Origin of the sequence: Agathobacter ruminis (assembly GCF_002735305.1) — a bacterium.
In the GTDB taxonomy this organism is placed as follows: domain Bacteria; phylum Bacillota; class Clostridia; order Lachnospirales; family Lachnospiraceae; genus Roseburia; species Roseburia ruminis.
Map to the genome: position 1 here is coordinate 48,846 of NZ_PDYG01000004.1, position 22,650 is coordinate 71,495.

18 protein-coding genes are annotated in these 22,650 nt (G+C 44.2%); 6 read left to right on the forward strand and 12 right to left on the reverse strand.

All coding sequences use genetic code 11. The features are described 5' to 3' along the window. Window positions 1-7 precede the first annotated feature (7 nt). Entirely contained in the window at window positions 8-925 is a 918-nt protein-coding gene (locus CSX02_RS01625; protein WP_099385390.1) for a ParM/StbA family protein, read from the forward strand. Further along, window positions 925-1,278 carry a hypothetical protein gene (locus CSX02_RS01630; protein ID WP_099385391.1) on the forward strand — a complete coding sequence of 118 codons (354 nt, stop codon included), beginning with the start codon at window positions 925-927 and terminating at the stop codon, window positions 1,276-1,278. The genes CSX02_RS01625 and CSX02_RS01630 overlap by 1 nt, the downstream gene beginning before the upstream one ends. 556 nt (window positions 1,279-1,834) lie before the next feature. Here CSX02_RS01630 and CSX02_RS01640 read toward each other — a convergent pair. From CSX02_RS01640 to CSX02_RS01670, 7 genes are all read right to left on the reverse strand, one after another. After that, entirely contained in the window at window positions 1,835-2,392 is a 558-nt protein-coding gene (locus tag CSX02_RS01640; RefSeq protein ID WP_051637817.1) for a hypothetical protein, read from the reverse strand. A 16-nt stretch (window positions 2,393-2,408) separates the two neighbouring features. Further along, a complete protein-coding gene (locus tag CSX02_RS01645; RefSeq protein WP_099385392.1) occupies window positions 2,409-3,161 on the reverse strand; it encodes a type II secretion system F family protein in 753 nt (250 codons plus the stop codon). Then, window positions 3,116-4,267 carry a CpaF family protein gene (locus CSX02_RS01650; RefSeq protein WP_242970393.1) on the reverse strand — a complete coding sequence of 384 codons (1,152 nt, stop codon included), beginning with the start codon at window positions 4,265-4,267 and terminating at the stop codon, window positions 3,116-3,118. Before CSX02_RS01650 ends, CSX02_RS01645 begins: the two co-directional genes overlap by 46 nt. Then, the gene (locus CSX02_RS01655; RefSeq protein ID WP_031542526.1) at window positions 4,260-5,267 is read right to left on the reverse strand and encodes a hypothetical protein; all 1,008 of its coding nucleotides are present in this window, start codon (window positions 5,265-5,267) and stop codon (window positions 4,260-4,262) included. The genes CSX02_RS01650 and CSX02_RS01655 overlap by 8 nt, the downstream gene beginning before the upstream one ends. 21 nt (window positions 5,268-5,288) lie before the next feature. Then, complete coding sequence (locus CSX02_RS01660; protein ID WP_099385393.1) at window positions 5,289-5,774, reverse strand: A24 family peptidase; 486 nt, start codon at window positions 5,772-5,774, stop codon at window positions 5,289-5,291. Between the two features lie 184 nt (window positions 5,775-5,958). Beyond that, window positions 5,959-6,432 (reverse strand): flagellar protein FliS, encoded by a 474-nt coding sequence (locus CSX02_RS01665; protein WP_099385394.1) that lies wholly within the window; start codon window positions 6,430-6,432, stop codon window positions 5,959-5,961. Between the two features lie 12 nt (window positions 6,433-6,444). Continuing rightward, a complete protein-coding gene (locus tag CSX02_RS01670; RefSeq protein ID WP_031542518.1) occupies window positions 6,445-7,890 on the reverse strand; it encodes a flagellin N-terminal helical domain-containing protein in 1,446 nt (481 codons plus the stop codon). A 140-nt stretch (window positions 7,891-8,030) separates the two neighbouring features. Here CSX02_RS01670 and CSX02_RS01675 point away from each other — a divergent pair, with 140 nt between their 5' ends. After that, the gene (locus CSX02_RS01675) at window positions 8,031-8,255 is read left to right on the forward strand and encodes a DUF1858 domain-containing protein (RefSeq protein ID WP_031542515.1); all 225 of its coding nucleotides are present in this window, start codon (window positions 8,031-8,033) and stop codon (window positions 8,253-8,255) included. Window positions 8,256-8,295: 40 nt separating this feature from the next. Here CSX02_RS01675 and CSX02_RS01680 read toward each other — a convergent pair whose 3' ends face one another. Further along, window positions 8,296-9,039, reverse strand: coding sequence for an adaptor protein MecA (locus CSX02_RS01680; protein ID WP_099385395.1), 744 nt, complete (start codon window positions 9,037-9,039; stop codon window positions 8,296-8,298). A gap of 227 nt (window positions 9,040-9,266) precedes the next feature. On the opposite strand from CSX02_RS01680, the gene CSX02_RS01685 reads away from it, so the two are divergent. The 3 genes from CSX02_RS01685 (at window position 9,267) to CSX02_RS01695 (ending at window position 13,246) form a co-directional block, all read left to right on the forward strand. Then, window positions 9,267-10,529 carry a serine/threonine protein kinase gene (locus CSX02_RS01685; protein ID WP_189281279.1) on the forward strand — a complete coding sequence of 421 codons (1,263 nt, stop codon included), beginning with the start codon at window positions 9,267-9,269 and terminating at the stop codon, window positions 10,527-10,529. Continuing rightward, window positions 10,478-11,173 carry a hypothetical protein gene (locus CSX02_RS01690; protein ID WP_143248120.1) on the forward strand — a complete coding sequence of 232 codons (696 nt, stop codon included), beginning with the start codon at window positions 10,478-10,480 and terminating at the stop codon, window positions 11,171-11,173. Before CSX02_RS01685 ends, CSX02_RS01690 begins: the two co-directional genes overlap by 52 nt. A gap of 354 nt (window positions 11,174-11,527) precedes the next feature. Next, window positions 11,528-13,246: a glycosyl hydrolase family 18 protein gene (locus CSX02_RS01695; RefSeq protein WP_099385397.1), complete on the forward strand. Its 1,719-nt coding sequence runs from the start codon at window positions 11,528-11,530 to the stop codon at window positions 13,244-13,246. On the opposite strand, the gene CSX02_RS01700 is transcribed toward CSX02_RS01695, so the two are convergent. The 4 genes from CSX02_RS01700 to CSX02_RS01715 all read right to left on the reverse strand — a co-directional run bounded on the left by CSX02_RS01700 (window position 13,243) and on the right by CSX02_RS01715 (window position 22,649). Beyond that, a complete protein-coding gene (locus CSX02_RS01700) occupies window positions 13,243-16,263 on the reverse strand; it encodes a DUF6240 domain-containing protein (RefSeq protein WP_099385398.1) in 3,021 nt (1,006 codons plus the stop codon). The genes CSX02_RS01695 and CSX02_RS01700 overlap by 4 nt on opposite strands. Window positions 16,264-16,386: 123 nt before the next feature. Beyond that, the gene (gene glgB, locus CSX02_RS01705; RefSeq protein ID WP_099385399.1) at window positions 16,387-18,300 is read right to left on the reverse strand and encodes a 1,4-alpha-glucan branching protein GlgB; all 1,914 of its coding nucleotides are present in this window, start codon (window positions 18,298-18,300) and stop codon (window positions 16,387-16,389) included. Window positions 18,301-18,325: 25 nt separating this feature from the next. Beyond that, a complete protein-coding gene (locus CSX02_RS01710; protein ID WP_099385400.1) occupies window positions 18,326-21,115 on the reverse strand; it encodes a hypothetical protein in 2,790 nt (929 codons plus the stop codon). Between the two features lie 112 nt (window positions 21,116-21,227). Next, complete coding sequence (locus CSX02_RS01715) at window positions 21,228-22,649, reverse strand: AI-2E family transporter (protein ID WP_099385401.1); 1,422 nt, start codon at window positions 22,647-22,649, stop codon at window positions 21,228-21,230. Between the last annotated feature and the right edge of the window lies 1 nt (window position 22,650).

Below are 22,650 nucleotides of genomic sequence, written 5' to 3' on the forward strand. Positions count from 1 at the left end.
TTTTAAAATGAGTGAATTAATTATTGGAGTAGACGTTGGATTTGGTAACACAAAGACATCACACAAAGTATTTTCTAGTGGAGTGATTAAGCATTCCACAAAGCCACCTATTTCAAGCATGGTGGTTGAGACAAATGAGGGATTCTATTCAGTTGGCAATCCTAAGATTACCATTCAGGAATCTAAAATGAATAACGAGGATATGCTTGTTCTCACCGAAGCTGCTATCGCAGAAGAACTTAAGATGCAGGGCATGACTCAGGCTGACATCCATCTTGGTGTAGGTGTTCCACTTACACGTATGGGAGCCGAAAAAGAACCTATGCTTGATTACTACAAGTGCAATCGTAAACTTGTTTTCAAGTATGAAGATGTAACCTATAGCATCAACCTTTTAAGTATAAATGTATATCCACAGGGCTATGCCGGAATCGTGAACTATATCAACAAATTCAGCAGACTTGCTGTTGTTATCGACATTGGAAGTTGGACGATTGATATCATGCCTATCCGTGAGAGAAAAGCTGATGCTGGTAACTGCAAGAGCCTTTCTCTTGGAACCATTACATGTATGCACAAAATCAATGAACACCTAAGAGAGCAGTTTAACGGTGAAGCAGATGAAATCTTACTTAAGGATGTAATGATTACCGGTTCAAGCGTTGATCTTCCACCTAAGTATCTTACAGTCATTCAGAACGACCTTAAAACCTACGTGGAAGACATTATGGGACAGCTTCGCGCCTTACAGTTCAACCTTGATACAACTCAGCTTATCTTTATCGGTGGTGGTTCTACAATCATTAAGAACTTCCTTGATGCTGAGAAGTATCCAAAAGCTACTGTAATCGATGATGTTCATATCAATGCGAAAGGTTATGAAGACCTTATCCGCTACCAGATAAGAAACGGAGGATTAAAGTAATGAAATCCTTTGCCAAAACCATCAGATTCTATGACACACACAAAGATCAGGTGGCAATAAAGGCAATTTCTAACTATGCCGAATACGGCTTTAGCAGTGCCAATGAAATGGTTGTGACAGCTCTGTATGAACTTGCAGAGCGTCATAACAACCATTCCTCAAACGAACTGCCACTTGATGAACTAGCAGACAAAATCGTAGCTAAGCTCGGTGGAAATATCACCATTGTCTCGGGAACTACAGAGGCTAATCCTTCTTCTTGTGTTTCCTCCGGTCCCGAAACATGGGATACCCCAGAACCAGCTACAGATGAAAATATCAGTGATGTGATGGCTGATATACTATCGTTTTAATAAAGGAGCAAAAACATGAATTTAAGAAACAAAAGTCCTACACACACTTATATTTAGGACGTCTAATAAAACGTTCATTCCACTTCCTCAAAAGGGAATATTCATCATGGGATTTAATGGATCTGATGCATTGTGATACGTTGTAACATTGCCAATGCCTATGATAATATTTCTGACCTGGATGTTTATGATAAAGGATAATAGGATATTCTGAATAAGCAGGATTCCTCTTTTGAATGATCCACGAATCCTTTGTATTTTTACTTTGAATCTCAATGAAGTTATCCTCTACAGGATACCTAAGTACCTTGAAATAACCTTTATCAATGAGATGTAACTCTTTATAGGTAAACATTAAAGACCCCCCTTCTTATTGATACTGATATATTGATTGATAGGATGGATATGATACAGACATATAGATATATTCTTTCTACAGATTCTATAATGAATAAGAGATAAAGTACTTCTCGACCACGATCAAAACCAGTTCAACCACTCCTACCGCATTTTCATCTTCGATAAAATTATTTAATTTAAACATAATTAATCCCTCCTATACTTTAAAATTAAGCAATGCCGGTGTCATCACAATTGCCATCACAACGCCCATCATTAGCATCATGGGGAAGAGCATTTTCGTCCCTGCTTCTTCACCCGATTTGAGTGCCATTCGTTTGCGCTCCACAAATGCGGCTTCTGTCTCATCCTCCAACAGCGGAGCCAAAGCTCGGCTGCCCTTCTCAAGGTTTTGAACAAGCAATCGTGAAAGCCTGCCATACTCGATAATCCCTGCATTTATTGCAAGTGCATGGTATACAGAACGTTCGCTTTCACCGTCCGCCATCCGCTTTGTTCCTGTCACAAATAATTCGAATCCCGGATGTTCTTTTTTGTTCCGCTTTGTGCTGTATCGAGCGGATATTTTGTTCCAAGCGTACTTAATCGGCATTCCTGCACTCACAAAAACCGCCATATTTCCAACGATTTCCGGATAATCGAGCTTCAATTTTCTACGTTGCTCCTGCAGCTTCTTTTTTTGTTTCTCCAGGCGCGATACATAGAGCAAAACTGCAATCACGCTGAGATATATGATAAGATGTAGCGCCTTCATTTTATTCCTCCCATATCTAGAACCTGATTCTCATCATCTTTTGCGACAGCATCAATGCCCCGATATAAATCAGCAGGCACACTGTCATCACACCAATCCCAATCCAATTGTGATACATATCCGACAAATAATCCGCTGCCGCCACCCGCAAATACAACAGCATAAAAACCGGAAGCACATTCATGACTCTCTGCTCCATCCGCTTGGACGCAATCATCACTTCTATCTCTTTTTCGATTTCGTTTTTTTCCCGCATCAGCATCATGGTATGCTCCATGACATGGATCAGATCGCCGCTGGTGCGTTTGGCAAACTGAAACACTTCCGCAAAGTTGGTAATCGTCTCATCATCATGATGTGATGCAAATTCCAGTAATAGTTGTTCAATTGGGATATTCAGTTCCAGTGAACGGGAAATCGCATTGATTTCCTCCTGCATGATTCCCAGCTTCCTCCGGTCCGGATATGCCTGCCGAAGCACAATACATGCTTCTTTCCACGCATTTTCCATCGAGATTCCGGCCCTCAGATCCGATACCACTGATGCAATCACAATCAAAAAATCTTCCTGCAACTGCCTCTTTCTTCGCTGTTCAAAATATCCATGTATCACCTTATAAACCGGATAAGTCGCCACCGGAGTTACGATTAGTAACCACATGCTGTCATACAGCAAAAATCCGCACACAGCCAGCGCTCCGGCTGCACAAATTATGGCCAGGATTATTTCAAATCTTTTTGTATCTGTTTTAATGATGCATCCTCCCATCGAAACAAAGTCTTGAGGACGATTTGTTCATCCTCTATTCCATTCAATTTTGCAATTTCAATCACTTTGCGGGAATGATCGGGCATGCGGCTGACATGAACAATCAAATGTATTCCGGATGCAATCTGCGATCGAATGGCGGCAAGCGGCAGATCCATCCCCATTCGCACCATCATTTCCAATCTGGATAACATATCCTTGCAGGAATTCGCATGTCCGGTCGACATTGAGCCATCATGTCCCGTATTCATTGCCTGAAGCATATCAAATGCCTCTGCGCCACGACATTCCCCGACAATAATCCTGTCAGGGCGCATGCGCAAGGCTGTGCGAATTAAATCCCGAATGGTGATTTCGCTGACATGTTGGTGATTGGCCTCGCGCGTCTCGAGCCGAACCAGATTTTCAATCCCGTTTAGCTGCAGTTCTGCGGAATCTTCTATGGTAATCACCCGTTCCTGCGCAGGGATAAACTCGGACAGCGCATTGAGCATTGTCGTTTTTCCGGATCCTGTCCCACCTGTTACAAGGATGCATTTGCCACGTCTGACCATCTCTGCCAGATAATCTGCAGCTTCATCACTGATGCTTCCCCATTGCACCAACTGCTGCATGGTAACCACATCTTTCGGAAATTTGCGGATGGTCATGGTTGCTCCGCCCAATGAGACGGGCGGCAACACGATATTGACGCGCGATCCGTTCTCCAGCCTGGTGTCCACAATCGGTGATGACAAATTAATCACACGATTGTGCGCTGCAACGATTCGTTGTATCATATCCTCAAGTTTTTCTTCCGATGCAAAATGCCTTTGAAACTTTCGGATTATCCCATCCTGCTCGTAATAGATATGATTGGCTCCATTTACCATAATCTCTGTTACATTCTCGTCATCAACCAGTTCCTGAATGACATCCAGCCTCCGCAAACTGTTAAACACACTCGTCTCAATCAGCGCTCGTTCCCGCAGTGACAGGACACGGTCTGACAATTGTTTGCGCGTAACTGCGGTGATCTGTTCCCGCACTTCTTCATCTGTAAAATCGCGTGTCACATCAAGCCGATTAAGCACTTCACGCTGAACGGCCTCAATCAGACTATCCACTGACAGCCTCCCGATATGACATTTTACGAATGGAGTCTCCGAAATCATTCCACCGCCATTGCTCCACAATGGTCTCACAATCGTTGATATTTCCTGCAATCAACGGAATCTCAACCCTCGATATACGATCGATGATTGACTGGTAACCCCGCCTTTGCAGTTCTGCTGTAAACTCCTGTTCACGCCAGCGCCCCAATCCGCCTTTCTTTTGCATCATATAAACCCTCCCACATTGATTCAATAAGTCAAAAAAACCTTGAAATCGTGATCCGAAATTGATTAACACGACCTGGTAGTCCGCATTCTCGCGGATAAAATCGATGACACTTTGATATATTTTATAGTCCGCTTCACTGATAATTTCTGTATTGCGGGCAGGATATATATAATCCACTTCGCCCCGATGTCCGGTGGCATCTTCCAACTTTTCGAGTGTCATCTGCCGTGTCTTTGTCAACAAAAGCACGTCTTCCAGATTCAGACAATCGTTCTGCGGCAATTCGAACAGACCGCTGTTTTCCTGCAGATCCAGGACCATCACGCGTTCCCGTTCCGCCAGAATCGTCGCCAATGTCAAGCAAAACGGTAGCTGAAACTCACTTTCGCAAACCCCATAGATTGCCCAGAATTGTGTCTGCTGTAATTGTCCGCTCTCCCGTATCTCGCAGATTTCACGACCGACCTCACGCATGATTTCGTCCATGACTGCTGCGATATTCTGATATTTCTCCAGTGTTATCACCTTCTTTGACATATTCTTGTTTCCCGCCTCCTGTAAGCAAAAAACTTTGCAGTTTCTTTCCCCGATGAACAAATCCGGATCGCTCTGAGTCTCAATTAGCAGCGCATCCAGATGTGTCTGGTTCTCCTGCGGGATTTCCTTTTGTTCCGAATAGATGTGCAGACGCACACTCGCGCGGTATCTGCTCATCACAATTGCACAAAATCGCTTCTCGTATTCCTGGTCCTCTATGTATATTCCGAGGGATATTTTCCCCATATTTCACCTCCCAATTCAGTTTTACCGGCCATATATCACCACAACTGCGTAAACTGCCAGCGCGATGCATACGGAAAAAGGTATGGTCAACTGCTCTCGCTCCACCGGCAAATCCCGATAACGTATCATATTGCCCTGCATCAATTCCCATATATAGCAAATCCCTGCAAACATGTTTTTTTCCAATACTCTGTTTTGCAATAGGAGTATCAGGGACCAAATTCCTCCGATCAGGAGTGCAATAAGTGCCACGATTCCCGTTTGATATAGTCCGATAAAGCCACTGATTATGGATAACAGCTTGATGTCTCCCGCGCCGATGACGCCCGGAAGATATAAGAAATAACCTATGATAACCGGTACAGAAAGATTCCAAAGAACCTCCAGAACTGTTGCCGGCGAAAAGCTCCCCACTGCTTTTACCAGACAAATCGCATATCCGCAGAGAATCAGCCGGTTACTGATCTTCCTGCTGCGAAGGTCGGATATCATTGCGATGGTGACCATCACAATGCATATCGCTGTATTCGTATTTCATCACCCCCTGCTTGTGTGTGACTCGAATCTTACAACGGTCAAAATCATTTGTCCAGCATATTTTGCAAAAACAAATAATCTTTGTCCTTTCTATCTAAAAAATTTTTATAAACTTTGTCAGTTAATCACAAGATTTGCAAAAAAAAGGATTCTTCTATGCGAAGAATCCTCTTGATGCGGAGTAATCATAATTTTCATTTAAAATGCCATTGCCGTATGTCATTCCTGCATATACCGTCTGCGTGTTTTGCATCATACGTTCGGAGTGGTCCTGCTTGGCTACCTGCGCAAACGAATTGCGAAGCTTTTCCATTAAACAATCTGATTCCTCCAGATATTCCATCTTGCCTTCCGCAAGTGTGCGGTATACCAGGTTTTTACAATACTGATATATGATTCGCAGATTTTCCGAAATGGTATATTGCATATTGAGTGCGCGAATCAGCTCATCCTGTGCACCGATCGCAAGGCGAAGAGATTCTTTATATCCTTCATAATCGCCCTCCGTTTTCTGGCGCTTTGCACATTCTGAATGCGCGAAATAAATATCATAGATAATCACAACCAGTTCCGATTTATTGCTCTGGCTGATACGCCGCGTAAATGTACGCTTTAATTCCTGATCCATTTGTTACCTCCGTTAGGACAATAAAGATAATACCTTTTGCGGAATTTCATTTGCCTGCGACAATACTGAAATTGCTGCCTGCTCAAGTACATTTTGCTGTGTATATTCCGTCATCTCCTGCGCCATATCCGTATCGAGCAAAGTTGAATATGCAGAAGTCATATTTTCATTTGTTGCAGCCAGAGAACCTTCGGTATATTCGAGTCGGTTCTGATATGCACCGATTCCGGCACGCACACTGTTCATGTATGCGATTGCATCATCCAATGTTACCATCGCATCTTCCGGTCCATGATATACGGTCATATCAATGGTATCCAGATACATACTCTTGCTTGAAACTTCCGGGATGCGCACCTCAATATGCTGATACTGGTTTGCTCCTGTCTGGATTACCATGCGACCTACATCGCTGACTTCGAGTGAAAGCACACCATCGCTCGTCTGTGTGAATCCGTTTTCATCTTCATATAATTCGCCATTGTAATGTGCTTTGTCATTGAGCATAAAATCAATGGAGAAACCGCCCTGATCGGTCACGAAAACTCGATTGCCCGATGCCGTTACGGTTGCTGTATCGGAAAGACCGTTGCCTGCTTCTACAACCGCGTCTTTTCCAATCTGGAGTGTGCTGTATGTATTTGTTTCCGGATCATATTCCCAATCCGGATCTGTATCTACACCTGCTGCCTCTGCGATATTTGCCGGGAATACGATTTTGAATTCCTGTGAAGAGCCTGTCGCGCGGGAACGGAATTCCATCTCATTTCCGTTCATATCCGTCACGCTTCCCCCTGCCGCTTCTATCGCATCGCGCATTTCTTTCTGATACTGATTGTCTACTTTGTTTTTCTGAATACCGACTTCTACACCGTTGATGGTAATGACACCTTCTACATCCAGGCCGTTCAAATCCGGCATGGTCGCATGCGCATAATCACCCATTTCCTGTACGACGACATCATAATTGCCCATCGGTACATGGTCGGAAATGCGGATACGCTCAGCTGACTTTGGTGTTGCATAAACACGTGTATCGGATGATCCGTCAAGCAACACCTTTGTATTGTACTCGGTATCACTTGAAATACGGTCGATTTCTTTTACCAGTTCGTCGATTTCTTCCTGAATGCTTTCGCGCTCGGAAAGGGAGTTGGTGCCATTCGCAGCCTGTACGGAAAGTTCTCTCATTCTCTGCAAAATACTGGTTGCTTCATTCAAAGCTCCGTCAGCAATCTGCATAACGCTGATGGCATCGGTTGTGTTGGATTTAGACTGATCAAGGCCTCTGATCTGTGCCTTCATTTTGTTTGAAATTGCCATTCCGGAAGGATTGTCGCCCGGAGAATTTATTTTTAAACCACTGGATAAACGCTCCATGGACGCCGTCAGGCGATTCTCAGTGCGAAGGAGCTGTTTATTGGTAATTACGGCTGACATATTTCGATTAATTTTCATATCGTATTCCACCTTTCATGTTCAATATATCGACCGTATTTTAGAAAATCTTAACCTTTTTCCGTGCTTTCCTTTGTTGCATTTCCTGCCAAAAGGTATTATAATAAATTGCACACAATTCATGAATAGGAGGATTTATCATGGCAGCAGTTACAAAAGATACAATGATTGGCGAGCTTCTCAGAATTGATGAAAATATCGCACCAATGCTTTTAAATATTGGAATGCACTGTCTCGGATGCCCATCTTCACAGATGGAAACCATCGAGGAAGCTGCAATGGTTCACGGAATTGAACCAAGCGCGCTCGTAGACAGCATCAATGAATTTATTGAGAAAGATCTTGCAGCGAAAGAAAATGCGTAAAACAAAAAGCAACCTCAATGAGGTTGCTTTTTTCATGCCTTTATGCAAGTTCTGTCAATGTTTCAATTGCATGCTTTTCAATAATAATCGCATCATGCTCTTTAAAATAATTGCGGTTTAATGTGCCCGCCGGAATCTGTTTGCCCGCAAATTCCACGGCAATATTGCACACACGGTTAAATTCTTCCGGAGACAAATCTCCCTTGCAAAGGATCAGATAATATCCGCCTTCACGCGTGTCTTTGCACAGATAAGTCTCGCCATAGATACGATTTTTTAAAGCGGATGCAAGTCGAATTGCATCGGAAAGATCGGCGAACCAGAATGTTCTTTGCATACTGTCGAGCTGCTTGCGCAATTGCTCCTTGAATGCCTCATCGCCCGGTTTTTCCTTTTTCGCCTCATGTGCATTTTTGAAAATGTCTATTATATCGGATACACTCTGAATCTGCTTATGCTCTTTACCGTTTGGAAGATGATCATACAATCCCATATCAGGATCGGTAAATCTGGAAAATCTGGTATCCAACTCATCCGGATACTCATATTTTGTAATCAGCAATACGATTTCCTCTTCCGAGGTCGGGATTGCTTCCACCATCAACGGTGACTCCACAGCATTGAATCCAAGCTCTGCATTGGCTTTTTTGATCATATCGCGAAACAGCGCCCGCGCTTTCTCTGATCCGTATGCCAACTCGCTCAAACGGATTTGTCTTTGTGCCAAATCGTCCTTTGTCAGTGTGCATCGAATTTGATTGTCATTTAATTTCTCAATCTTCATTCAATCACCCCTTTTTTGAGTAGTCTTATTATAATCAAATGTCAGCGTAAAGTAAAGCAAAGAGTCTATTAAAAAATTCTAAAATCTGCGAAAAGACTGATAATGGATAGTTATTTGTTCCTATTTTACAATTTTATACTTGCACACCCAATAATTCTGTGCTATATCTGTCAATACAGGATATTTGTTTTGGGAAAGGAATCCAGACGAAAAACAAATACAAATCTTTGTCCGGCAAATACGAGTTATTGCGCCTGCTTGGAAACGGCGCCGGCTCGTCGGTATACCTTGCCAGACATCTTCAACTGGGCGCAATCTATGCAATCAAGGTTTCCCCCAAAAACCTCGCATTTGCGCATGAGCTATTATCGGAAGGAAGGCTGTTGCAGAGTCTTCATCACCCTGGAATCCCTCAAATATATGATTATGTAGAAGACGATGAATATACATATCTAATTGAGGAATGGATGGATGGAGAATCCATTTCAGAATATTTCCTTCATCAACCGATTATTTCCCCACAGACTTTTTATCAATGGATTTTGCAGCTTTGCGATATTTTTTGCTATCTGCACGAGGCAATTACGGGCTTTTATTATCAGGATCTCAAGCCGGAACATTTGCTTTTATGCAATGGGCAAATCAAATTAATCGACTTTTGTGTGAACTGCTGCAACGGGGAGACAATCATTTCTGTCAGTGGCAATCAGGCTTTTTCAGCTCCGGAAGTTTTATCGGGCGAGACGCCAACAGAAGCATCTGACGTCTATTCGCTGGGCTGTATCGTGGAATTCTTCGCCCGGCATGTGGAAAATGATTTGCCACAGGAATTAAATCCCATTATTCAAACTGCAAAATCGGCAGATCCAATGCTTCGATATGAAACGGTGGATGCATTCCGCACTGCCATTTTGCAAACAAAACCAAATGACAAGCAAATATCCTGCAATCACATCGCCATTCTTGGCAGTTTTCATGGCTGTGGTGCAAGTCATATCGGAATCGCGCTGACCTGCGCACTGAATCGGTTGGGATATCCGGCCCTGTTTCGTGAAGAAGATGATGTGACTTTTCTCCAAACGACGCTTAACAATCATCTTGCTTTTCGCATAAGAGACGGAATCTTTTATCGCAAGTACTTTATCGGAGTCCCCAAATATGGCCCCGGCATTGTGATCGATGAACCAGCGGTGCTTTACCAAATAACTGTTCATACAAATTCCAATTCTATTCAACTTACGCCGTCATCGAGAGTGTTACTCATCGGAGACGGATCACCGTGGCAAATCGACAAATGTATCGCTATGAACGAAACTTTATTCCCATATCGGGACCGGGTAACGGTACTTTGCACATCCGGCAACCGGGAATATCAACACAGGCTTTCAAAAGCGCTTGGTTGTCCGGTTTTGTCTTTTCATGATGATTCGGATGCCTTTTGCATCACAAAGGAAAAATTATCTTTTTTCAAAAAACTGCTAAATCTGTAAGGGAGGTTTTTACAATTAAGCACAAGCACTCTATCCAAACACATCGCACAATTACTATCGGTATTTGCGGCAGTTCTCATCGGACAGGTGTCACCACGGTTGCACTTGCATTCTCTACTTTTCTCAGCAGCGGTACCCACAAATGGGTCGGTTGTGTAGAGTTGAATAATTCCGGTGCATTTTCCGCGATTGGCGGACAGTCCAATCCTGCCTCTTTCCGAAAGTGCGGCATCGATTTTTTCCCTGCTGCAACATTGTCAGCCATGGACCGACTACAACATGAAAAATACGATGTCCTGGTAATAGATTTTGGGGTACTGACCAGACATACTTTTTCTGCTTTTCGACAATGCGATTTGTGTCTTGTACTGGGATATGTAAACCCATGGAATAGCCAGACCTACCGCAATTGGGTTGATCATGTTTTTCATTCAAACGATTACAATCAATCGGAAATCATTCTGCTGGGAAATCTCAGCAACCTTGGGGATATCAGACATTTTCAGCATGATTACGGTTTGCGTGCAATTGCAGTTCCCTTCGTTGAAAATCCGTTTCAACTATCCTCCGGCAACTGGAAATTTATTGAAAGGACTCTCGAAAGGAATCAGTATACCACGAAACTGCTTTTTTCGGGTCGGTAAAAGTCATGAATTCACAAAATTCCGTACAATTGCAAATGGAACTGGATCCTCATTATTTGCAGGGCGCGATTATCTCTTTTACCTTGCAGCATGAGGTCAAAAAATACGCGACGAAAGGAGGCGGTACCTAAGCTCTCTTTTAACAATTTTAGTAACTTTTCAACACAATGATTATAGATGTGGGGAAGAGACAACAGAACGGGAGGTTTCATGCTTCCGGTATAATTGAATACCAAAAAAGTGATAGGGCCGTAGGAATTCTATGGCCCTATATAAATGCTTTTTTATTTCTTATTTAATGGGGATTGTGTTATAATTTTATAGAAATGCACAGAAAGGGGCTTATCTATTACCATGAAAAAGAAAGTTCTGCCGGTTCTGGTTGTTTTGGCACTGATATTAATCATTTCCGGTATTGCCTTATTGGCCAATTTGATCAAAAAATATTCACCTTCGAAAGAACGCTCGGATTACGCGTCTCACTATCATATCAACGATCCTTCGGAAATCCTGATTATGCAGGATGGAGAAGACCTTGATTTCCGCGCTACAAATATTGATGGTTCTATCTACCTTGATTATCAGTATGTTCACGATTGTCTGAACAGCAGATTCTACTGGGACAGCAATGAAAATCTTCTGCTTTATACCACTCCAAACAGTGTGATTACCGTAAACGCAGATTCCAGTGAATACCTTTCCAACAAAGATACCAAAGATTTCGGAAAAACAATTCTCTCCACCGCAGATGAGAAAATCTGGATTCATATTGATTTTGTAAAAGAATTCACCAATTTTACATATGATAGCTTTGAGAATCCGAATCGACTGGTTGTAACCAGCAAATTCGGAGAAATCCACACCGCAACCGCAAAGAAAAGCACTTATGTGCGTGAACTTGGCGGCATCAAAAGTCCAATCCTTTCGGATGTCAAAAAGAAAGACACCCTGACTGTTCTTGAAGAGGGTGACAAATGGACGAAAGTCATGACGGCGGATGGTTTTATCGGATATATCAAATCATCCACTTTGAGTGATATCACAACAGATACCATTTCATCCGATTTTGAAGAGGAATCCTTCTCACATATTAAAAAAGATTTTCAAATCTGTCTCGGATGGGATGCGATTTATTCGACTGCTGCCAATAATAATATTGCAAACACACTTGCCAGAAGCAAAAATCTCAATGTCATTTCACCAACCTGGTTCTATGTAAATGACAATGATGGCAATCTTCACGATCGAGCAAGTTCCTCATATGTGTCTTTCTGCCACAGCAAAGGCGTGGAAGTATGGGCGCTCGTCAGCAACTTTGAAAACAAAGATGTGGATACCACATATATTCTCACACACACTTCTGTGCGAAACAATCTGGTCAATCAAATTGTTTCCGCAGCAATCCAGTATGATTTAGATGGCATCAACCTTGACTTTGAAAGCATCAGCTCAGATGTCGGCGATGCTTACATCCAGTTTGTCCGCGAATTGTCGATTAAGCTGGAAAACAATGGAATCGTGCTTTCCGTTGATAATTATGTACCTTCAAATTATACCGCCTTCTATAATCGAAAGGAGCAGGCGCTCTTTGCCGATTACATCATCGTGATGGCTTACGACCAGCATTACGCAGGATCGGAAGAATCCGGTTCCGTTGCGGCCCTTGACTGGGTTCAGGAAGGTGTTCAGAATACACTTGCCGAAGTTCCGGCAGATCAGTTGGTACTTGCCATGCCGTTCTACACTAGGCTTTGGTGCCTGACTCCGCAGGGCGATTCCGATGATGAGTCATCCGATACCATGTATCAGGTGACATCTCATGCACTTGGCATGGCTGAAGCAGATCAGCTGATTCAACAAAAAGGCGCAGAAAAAACCTGGCTTTCGGATGCCGGTCAGTTCTACGCCTCCTATGAAGAAAATGGCAACAAGTATGAAATCTGGCTTGAGGATTCCGATTCTCTCGAGGAACGCCTTAAGGTGATGAAAGAATCCAAGCTTGCCGGTTGCGCCTTCTGGAGATTGGGCTTCGAACAATCTTCCATCTGGGATACCGTTGCGAAATATTTTTAATGATATTCATTTGCAAAATCGATAAACGCTTTTGCAATCTTATATAATCGTCCGGTTTGCACGGAATTATCTGAATCAGATGTTTCGTCACCGGATGATTTTTTTGCATGTTGTACCGGATTTGCATCTCCAAGCGCAACGCGCAAATCTACCTGTTCTCCGGATGACGAAAGTGTTTGCGCCAGTGCCGGCAACTGCTGCGACATCATAGTCTGCATGTTGCGGTCTTCACAAACCACCAGTCCGCTGATACTGTCTTTCTTTGCCTCGAAGGAAGCAGAGATTTTGCCCGCAACCGCACTTTCAAAAAAGATATCGACAAAGCCTTTCTTTCCGCTTCCCCTGACTACTTTCAGGGATACGCCGGTCACATTTCCGTCACTTGTCTGCATCGGAATCAGGAAACTTTCCTCGCTCGTCTGCTTCGACGCAAGATGAATCTGTTTGGTTGCCAGTTGCATCGCGCGTATATCCAGTGAATGTGCTTCGCGCACTTCCTGTACCATGTCATCGAGCGCATGCTCAGCCACTTCCTCAAGTGTCTCGAGTGCATCGGCCAGCTCTGTCGGTGATTCCACCGCCTCCGCAAATCGCTCCAGCAATTCTTCTTTTGCATCGGCAAGTGCATCCTTTGCTTTCCAGATTGTGGAGATTGCATTACCCGGATGTGCACTCAGCATTTCCATCGCCAGAACATTATGCACCGATGCCGGTACATCCATTCGTTCCAGCTGTGCATAGATTTCTTCCGGGCAGTTTGCGGCCTGCTGCAGGTCATCGAGCATCTGCTTTGCATATGTTTCTGCTTCTCCATCCGGATTTTCGTTCATATAATTCTGCAACATCTGTCTGAGCTGTTCCGGACTTTGATCCATCCAGTCTTCCGGCAGATTCTGCATCCATCCCGGTGTCATTTGTTCCGCAACATCCTTGATGCACTGGTTCTGGAATGCGGCTTCAATCTGTCTGTCTATACGGACACCCTTTTGAACGGCATTGACTCCGTCAAATTGATCGTCAACCACATAATCGGAATTCTTTTTGCTCTGATTCCGTAGTTGCGTCAACAACGCGCGCATGGTGATTTCCGATCCCTGTTCATAAGCTGCGCCCAATGCAGCTCCATCATTCTTTTCTACCTGCGCAATCAGGCGGTAGATTCCGATATATGAGGAGCGCTCTTCCTCGCTAATGGCCTTATTCTGCTCCAGTTTGTGCAGGAATTTTTCGAAGCGTTCTGCGCCATTGTCACCGATTTCGGTCTTAATCGCTTCCACGGTTCTGTTCAGCTCTTCAATCGGCATATCAATCGGATTTTCACCGCGGCGAATCAGCTCAAGTGTTGTGCGTGGTGTCAAATTCGAAAACAGACGCTGCATCTGTTCATCCTGTGCCTTCATCTCAGTGAGATGATCGATGGTCAATTCTGTGTGATTATAGGCCAGAATTCGTACCGCACGGCGGTTCGCATCGCTGGTTTCAAGGCCCATATCTGTAAGAATGTCATCAACATTGCGGAAAGCTTTCTGGATACTGTCTCCCATATCCTTTCGCGGCGCCGTCCACAATTTCTCATATTCCATTCCTGCTTTTTCATAATCCGCTTTCTGAATCGCTGCCTTATCACCCAGCACATTCAGTGTCGCTTCCACTTCATCCAATGACAAAATCGTTGCCGGTGCGGACTTTAATTGTGCAAGTAAATCAATGGTTTGTGCATATCGATTGACATTTGTCTCTGTCGGCTCAACATCATATTGAGACAAAAGTGTCTCATAATAATTTTTTTCCTGTGATTTTAATTCTTCTACCAGTGCTTCTAGCGGTTTGGTGTCGATGGCAAATCCACGCCTGATCAAAGTTCGGTTTGCTTCTGTCGTCATCGCAAGTCTCGTCTCTTCGAGCATTCGCTTCGCCGTCAGGAATTGCATCTGATCTGCCCATTTGCGGCTGTCAGTCTCACCGCGATGTGCCTTGGCATCCGCCAGATTCCTAATGGTCAGTTCCTGCCCATGTTCGATACAGTAAGCCAGATCCTCATCTGTGACATCCTCGATGACAGACTGCGCATCCCTCGCGCGTTCGGATACCGAATAACCGGAAAGCATGATTGCATCTTTGCAGCCGTTTCCTTCTGCGACTGCGTCGGCCACAGCCTGTGCAAATACAGTCTCCGACGGCTTTTCCATCTCCTGCAGCTGTGTAAAATATTGCAGATTCTCACTGGTCAGCGGAATCTGATTCTCCAATAAGGTCTGCGCATTTTTGAGCGAAGCATCTGATACTTCCACCCCTGCATCCCGGATTATCTGCTCTACCTGACTGCGGAATTCATCAATATGAATGCTTCCTGTCGGTGTTGCAAGACCTGCCGAATGCTCTGCTTTATACAGATTCTCCAGCGTCGGTTCGTATTCATTCTTTACCAAATAAAGCATCTCCTGCCCGTCGAGTCCTTCGAGCCCTTCATAGATTTCAGAAACCTCACGGATGCTTTCGATATTTTCATCTGTCAGCGGCAAATCATTTTGCTGAAATGCCTGCGCAATTTGTGTTGCGAGATATTCACTGCCAACGAGCTCCTCCAGCTTTTCTTTGGAGATATCTCCGCTCACTTCTCCACCGGTCTTCGCAATATTTGCATTGATGCGGTCGGTCACCGTAATAATCTGCTCCGGTGTACTTTCGTTTACGGAAAATCCCGCCTCCTGCATATCACGCAGATCTTCCTTGGTGGTTGTATTGGCCAGCACCGCCATCTGATTTTTTCGCGCATCACTATCGGCCATCTGATCCTGCTGCAGACGGTCCATCATGGTCTTTTCTTCTTCATTTGGATTTGCATATATCGGATTCATGCGCTGCTGTGGAACCGAATCCACAACATATCCGGCTTTCACTTTATGGACAGAAGACTTTGTCTCCTCGTTTTGGGCTGCATAGTCTGCGATGCCCTTTGAGATATCCATATTTTTTACGCTGTTTTCACGAATATTGTCAATTAAGTCTATCTTCATATTTGAAATCTCCTACAAACAATATATCGGCAGAGCATGCTTTCTTATTAAGTCAAAAAATAATCCTCCCCACAGATTTACATCCATGGAGAGGACTATTTTAGAAAACTTTTTGTTTGCCTCCTATATATAGGAGAATTTGAATACTGCTACTCCGAACGGTGGGAGTGAATACGGAATAGAATATGGCTGCCCGTCACAAGGGCTTTCCTGTGCTTTGTAAGTGGTCGGTCGGTTCGTATCGCTTCCGCCGAACTTAGGGTCCTCCGAATTCAAAATCAATTTGTAATTCTTCTTCACCGGAACACCGAGTCTGTAATCGGTGCGCTCCATCGGTGTGAAGTTGATGACAAATATCAGATTGTTTTTTCCGTCCTTGCTTTTTCTGATAAAGCTGAAAATGCTGCGCTCCGCATCATCTGCATTGATCCACTCAAATCCGTTCCAGTTATTGTCCTGTTCGTACAGACAACGGTTGCCCTTGTATATATGGAGCAGTTCTTTCATCCAGTCCTGCACCTTCTTGTGATTCGGATTGTCGAGCAGATACCAATCGAGTTCGCGCTTTTCGCTCCATTCTTCTGCCTGGGCAAATTCCTGTCCCATAAACAACAGCTTCTTGCCGCTATGTCCCATCATAAATGCATATCCGGCCATCAGATTGCGGAATTTGTCTCCTTCGAGTCCGGACATTTTGCGAAGCATCGAACATTTGAGATGTACGACTTCGTCATGCGAGAGCACAAGAATATAATTTTCCGCATAATTGTAGCTCATCGCAAAAGTCATTTTATTGTGATTATCTTTGCGGAAATATGGATCGAGCTTCATGTAATCGATGAAATCATGCATCCAGCCCATATTCCATTTGTAGGTAAAATTCAATCCGTCTTTTTCGGCTGAACCTGTCACATTTGGCCATGCCGTGGATTCTTCCGCAATCATTGCAACGCCCGGATAACGACCGGTGATCAATGTATTGATATGCTTGAAGAATTCGATTGCTTCAAGATTCTCTTTGCCGCCATATTTGTTTGGAACCCACTGTCCGTCCTGCTTTCCGTAGTTCAGATAGAGCATGGAAGCAACGGCATCAACGCGCAGACCGTCAATATGATAATTGTCTACCCACATCAGCGCGGAGCCAATCAGGAAATTCTTGACTTCATTCTTGCCATAGTCAAAGATTTTTGTTCCCCAATCCGGATGTTCGCCCTTGCGCGGGTCCGCATACTCATAGAGTGGATGTCCGTCAAAGTTTGCAAGTCCGTGCGCATCTTTCGGGAAGTGCGCCGGTACCCAATCGAGGATGACACCAATCTTTTTCTTATGACATTCGTTGACAAAATATGCAAAATCCGCCGGTGTTCCGTATCGGGAAGTCGGAGCATAATAGCCTGTAACCTGATAACCCCATGAACCGTCAAACGGATACTCGGAAATACCCATCAATTCAATATGCGTATATCCCATCTCGCATACATAATCAATCAATGTTTTTGCCAATTCACGGTAACTGTAAAATCCGTCGTCCATTCTTCCCGGATGACGCATCCACGAACCCGGGTGACACTCATATATTGCCATCGGTTTCGTCAGCAGTTCTTCCTGTGTCATGGAATCACGTTTTTTCATCCATACACCATCGGTCCATTTGAAATGCTCTGTGTCCGCCACCGCAGAAGCAGTGCCCGGACGCATCTCCGCATAACTTGCATACGGATCGGCTTTATACAAATATTCACCCGTATCCGAAATGATCAGGTATTTGTATAACTGTCCTTCTTTTACATCCGGAATAAAGGTCTCATATACACCCATCTCTTCCGGCTTCACGCGTTCCATCCGGTTTGCGTGCTCATTCCATCCATTGAATTCACCTATGACATACACTTCTCTTGCATGCGGTGCCCATACCGTAAAGCATACACCCTTCTGTCCTTGTACGGTTCGAAAATGCGCACCCATTTTCTTATAAATGTCATAGTGTGTTGCCTGTCCAAAATAATAGCAGTCTGTCTCGGTGAATTGATACATACATTCCCCTCCAATATGTCATTAATTATTCGAAAACACTTTCCTTCAAAACAATCTTGTCGTCATCCGTATAGCGGCTTGCCGTCAAAATACTAAACGCCTTGCGCAATCCGCCGTGCTGTTCGCGGTCGATTGCCTCGTCTACGATATCCTTTACCTCTGTCAGCGTCGTTGCCTGATCGAGTCTCTGGATATTACTGATTCGATTATACAATGCCAAAATTGCCATTTCATCGATTTCGTATCCCAGCTCGCTGGAATATGATTTTGCGAAACTAACCAGTTCATCATTGGTAAAGATTGGCACATCCACTTTCTCACTGAATCTGGATGCGAATGCTCCATCCAATGAAAGTGCTTTCTTAATTCCCTTAGATGTATCTTCCATGATTACCAGCAAACCGCTCTTGTCATTTTGCAACAGCAATGCGAGTTTGACTGCAGTCTCATGTGTCAATTCTCCTGCACGCTCGATAATCAGTACGCCGCCTTCCACTTTGCTCAAAAGGCTTTGTACATCTTTGCGATTCAATGCATCCGCATTGATCTTTCCGATTTTTCCGGTGAGCTTACCTGTTTCGTTCTGCAACACTTTGATAATGCTTGTCGCCAATACGGTCTTGCCACAGCCTCTGCCACCCTGAATAATAATATTTCCGGTTTTTGCGGTGTCATCCTCTTTCAAGTGACGAATGGCTCCTGTCAATGCCATGCAAAGCTGATCTTCCATACCCTTAACCGGAACAAAATAAGAAAAGATTGCTTTCTGATCCGGTGAAAGTCTCTTCACAGCCAGTTCTTCCTGCTGCTCTTTTGCCTGGTTTTCGGCAGCTTCGGAAGCCATGTCTTCTACAATATCTTCCGGCAACTGTATCTCCGGCAGGCGGATGGTCGGCTGCTCGAGGATTTTCTTCATCTCAGGAGTCACTTCCTCCTGCTCAGCTGCCTTTGTTTCCGCCGCTTTTGGTTCCGCCTCTTCTGCTGTTTCCGCAGTCTTCGGCTCAGCTTCCACATACTGTGGTTCTTCCGCTACACTTTCTATCACAACATTATCTGTTGTGGCATGATCTGTTGTACTATTATCTGTGGTAACATGATCGGTCTCGGTCGGATGCAACTCGTGCAATCCGGATGCTACTGCTTTGGCAGTCTCCGCAATCGCAGATGCCTTTGCCGTCTCAGCGGCTTCCACCTCGTGAATACCGCCTACCGCAAGCTTTGCTGCTGCAGCGGTTCCTGCCATCATCAGACCTGCCAGATTAATTGAATGCTCTGACTTCTCATCATCTGCCTGAACAGATTCCACTGGTTCAGATATTTCTGCATTTTCGACCTGTTCTATTGGAGAAACATCTATTGAAGAAGTCTCTATTGAAGAAGTCTCTATTGGAGAAGCTTCTATTAGAGAAGCATCTGTTGGAGCCGTCTCTATTGGAGCCGTCTCTATCGGCGCTGTCTCTATCGGCGCTGCCTCTATTGGTGCTGTCTCCATTGGAGCTGCTTCCATAGGAGCTGTTTCCATAAAAGCAGTCTCTATTGGCGTTGTTTCTTCCGGTTGCTCTGCCTCTTCGGTCGGCACATGACTCATATATTCTTCTTCTAACAATTCAACCGGCTGTACGCCTGCATCCAACTTCGGAATCAATCCGGTCAGACGCTCCATGATATCTCCGGCTTCCTGCAATGCACGCGCTTTTGCAGATTCGAGCTTACGCTGCTCTGCTTCTTTCATCGCCATTTCTGCCGCATGCTTTGTCTTTTCCCACTCCTCGAGGACATCCGCGATGGTCATCTGGCCTGTAATCTGGCGCTCAAGCTGTTGCTGCTCATCCATCACCATGCTGACCTGACCGTCTGCATCTTCATCCAGCAATTCCTGGAAATTAATTTTTAACGATCCGTCAATTTCTTCATCCGTCTCGATATGTGTCTCAGTCTCCGCAGGTTCTGCGGATTCCTTCGGCAGCTGCAAATATGGAATCTCTCCTGCTGCTTTTCGAATGCTGTCGATGGTATCGGTTACGGTTGTCTTTTCCGTTGCATTCATAATCTGCTGCATGCCCTTGGCAATTTCTTCCTGCAGATTTACGGTATTGAATCGCTCGGCAGACAAGGTCACCTGCGGAATGTTCACCGGTTGATGACCATATTCACCGGCCTTTTCCATCTCCTCCGCATGGATGCGTGTGATGCCTTCTTTTGCCATTCTAAAGGAACGATATTTCTCCTCCTGCGATTTTGACAATGGCTGATAGAGCATTTTCAGCTCGAGTGCACGCTCAACATATGGTCCGTCTCCGAACCACAGAATCAGTTCATCACATGCTTCAATACATTTCTCAACCATATTGGCTTTGTGATACAGGTAAGCCAGCTCATAAGACCACTCTTCGGTATATTCCTGCTCCTTTAATTTCTCAAGAACAGCAATCAATTCCGGGTAAGAGGCACCCTTTGCCTTTAAAATTTCATATTGGAGCACAAATTTTAAATTATCACGCGGAGCAATCTCCACAAATTCCTGATAATAATCCTGTGCTTCCGCTAAATCATTCATTTTTATCGCAAGCTCTGCCAGACGATAAATAATCATTCTCCCAATCGGAGAACGATCATATGCCATCAAAAGGATTGAATGCGCCTCGTCATAGCGGGATACTTTTTCGTAAACCTCGCCTGCTTTTACCAGCGCATTGACATTGCGAATCTTTGACCAATTGATGGTATCGGCAATTTCGGCTGCAGCATCATAGTTCTCTTCGCTGCACAAACTTTTTATTTGGTCGAATTTTAAATTGTATTCGTACTTATCCAATTCTCATCACCTCAATATATGCTCAAAAAAAAGACGCAAAATACTACTTCTAGTGTATCATAGGTAAAAAGAAAAGGGAAGAGCTCTAAGAGCTCTTCCCTTGAAAATACAATTATTCATCTTTTGTTTCGTCATCTTTTGATTCATCATTTGATTCCGAATGATCGCCGGAGCGAATCTCCGCAATCTTTTCCTCGACCTTTTTGACCAATACGCTTTTTGCTTCTTCAATCTCACGCTGTCTCTCGCGCTCCTTGGCCATCGGATCAATCGGAATGATCTCAAGTGTATCCGGATCCACGTGGTCCGCGTTGATATAGTCGACTGTGTTATCCGACAGATGTCGCCGCCGTACTCCATAGGCCACAAGCTGCTTGATGATGTAATATACCACACCAAAAATCGGCACTCCGAGCAACATTCCAAGGAATCCGAACAATCCGCTTCCAATCAGGATGGCAAACATGACCCAGAATGTGGATAATCCTGTTGAGTTTCCCAGAATCTTTGGTCCGATGATATTGCCGTCCACCTGCTGCAGGATAATGATAAAGATCAACAGATACAGCGCCTGAACCGGATTTTCAATCACCACCAGAAACAGGGTCGGGATGGCACCGATGAATGGTCCGAATACCGGAATGATATTGGTGACACCGATAATCACTGCAATCAGCATCGGCTGCGGAATCTTCAGCAAAAGACATCCGACATAGCAGATAATACCGATAATCGCGGAATCAATAATTTTTCCGGAAATGAAACCTCCGAAAATATCGCTGGATTTGCGAATCGTTGTCAGCACAATATTGGCATGCTTCGGTCTGCAGACCGCATAGATAATCTTCTTGGATTGTCCCTTCAAAGTGTCCTTGATGGAAAGGACATAGATTGCGACAATAATTCCGATGATGAAATTAAAGATTCCCTTCGCAACCGAAATTACTCCGGTAGTCAGCGAAGTCAGATAGGTCTGCGCCTGCGGAAGCAGGTTGGTCTCCAGCCACTTCTCCAGATTGGTTGTCATCGAGGTCAATGTACTTTCGATGTTCTTTGCCCACTTTGTATCCGGCATTTTGATATTTTCAATCCAGTCCACAATGGTCTCCACATATTTCGGCATATTGTTAGCCACCGAAGATACGCTTTGCACCAATGCCGGAATGACTGCCCACAACAGTCCGACGATTGCCAGTACGAAAAGTGTCAGGGAAAGTCCAATTGCGATTCCTCTGGACAGATTCCGTGCCAGCCGTTCATTTTTCATTTTGTTGAATAACTTCAAAAACAGTTTTTGCCAAAATTCCACAATCGGATTGATCAGATAGGCGATTACCAGACCAAATATAATTGGGGATAATGCAGATATAACCCTATTCCAAAAATCTGAAAAACCGGTAAATCGAAATACCATGAAAAAGAGCAGGATGCTGACTGCCACCACTATAATCGCAACAAATCCCCATCTCCATTTTTCTTTCCATGCCTCTTTCTTTTCCGCTTTGCGGTCAAGTGGATTACTGTAATTGTCCATA

Excerpts from the sequence above, each read along its gene's own strand:
- CSX02_RS01680 (WP_099385395.1), bottom strand. The coding sequence starts at position 9,039 with ATGAAGATTGAGAAATTAAATGACAATCAAATTCGATGCACACTGACA.
- CSX02_RS01675 (WP_031542515.1), top strand. The coding sequence starts at position 8,031 with ATGGCAGCAGTTACAAAAGATACAATGATTGGCGAGCTTCTCAGAATT.
- CSX02_RS01700 (WP_099385398.1), bottom strand. The coding sequence starts at position 16,263 with ATGAAGATAGACTTAATTGACAATATTCGTGAAAACAGCGTAAAAAAT.
- CSX02_RS01645 (WP_099385392.1), bottom strand. The coding sequence starts at position 3,161 with ATGGGAGGATGCATCATTAAAACAGATACAAAAAGATTTGAAATAATC.
- CSX02_RS01625 (WP_099385390.1), top strand. The coding sequence starts at position 8 with ATGAGTGAATTAATTATTGGAGTAGACGTTGGATTTGGTAACACAAAG.
- CSX02_RS01665 (WP_099385394.1), bottom strand. The coding sequence starts at position 6,432 with ATGGATCAGGAATTAAAGCGTACATTTACGCGGCGTATCAGCCAGAGC.
- CSX02_RS01660 (WP_099385393.1), bottom strand. The coding sequence starts at position 5,774 with ATGGTCACCATCGCAATGATATCCGACCTTCGCAGCAGGAAGATCAGT.
- CSX02_RS01695 (WP_099385397.1), top strand. The coding sequence starts at position 11,528 with ATGAAAAAGAAAGTTCTGCCGGTTCTGGTTGTTTTGGCACTGATATTA.
- CSX02_RS01715 (WP_099385401.1), bottom strand. The coding sequence starts at position 22,649 with ATGGACAATTACAGTAATCCACTTGACCGCAAAGCGGAAAAGAAAGAG.
- glgB (WP_099385399.1), bottom strand. The coding sequence starts at position 18,300 with ATGTATCAATTCACCGAGACAGACTGCTATTATTTTGGACAGGCAACA.
- CSX02_RS01670 (WP_031542518.1), bottom strand. The coding sequence starts at position 7,890 with ATGAAAATTAATCGAAATATGTCAGCCGTAATTACCAATAAACAGCTC.
- CSX02_RS01640 (WP_051637817.1), bottom strand. The coding sequence starts at position 2,392 with ATGAAGGCGCTACATCTTATCATATATCTCAGCGTGATTGCAGTTTTG.
- CSX02_RS01630 (WP_099385391.1), top strand. The coding sequence starts at position 925 with ATGAAATCCTTTGCCAAAACCATCAGATTCTATGACACACACAAAGAT.
- CSX02_RS01655 (WP_031542526.1), bottom strand. The coding sequence starts at position 5,267 with ATGGGGAAAATATCCCTCGGAATATACATAGAGGACCAGGAATACGAG.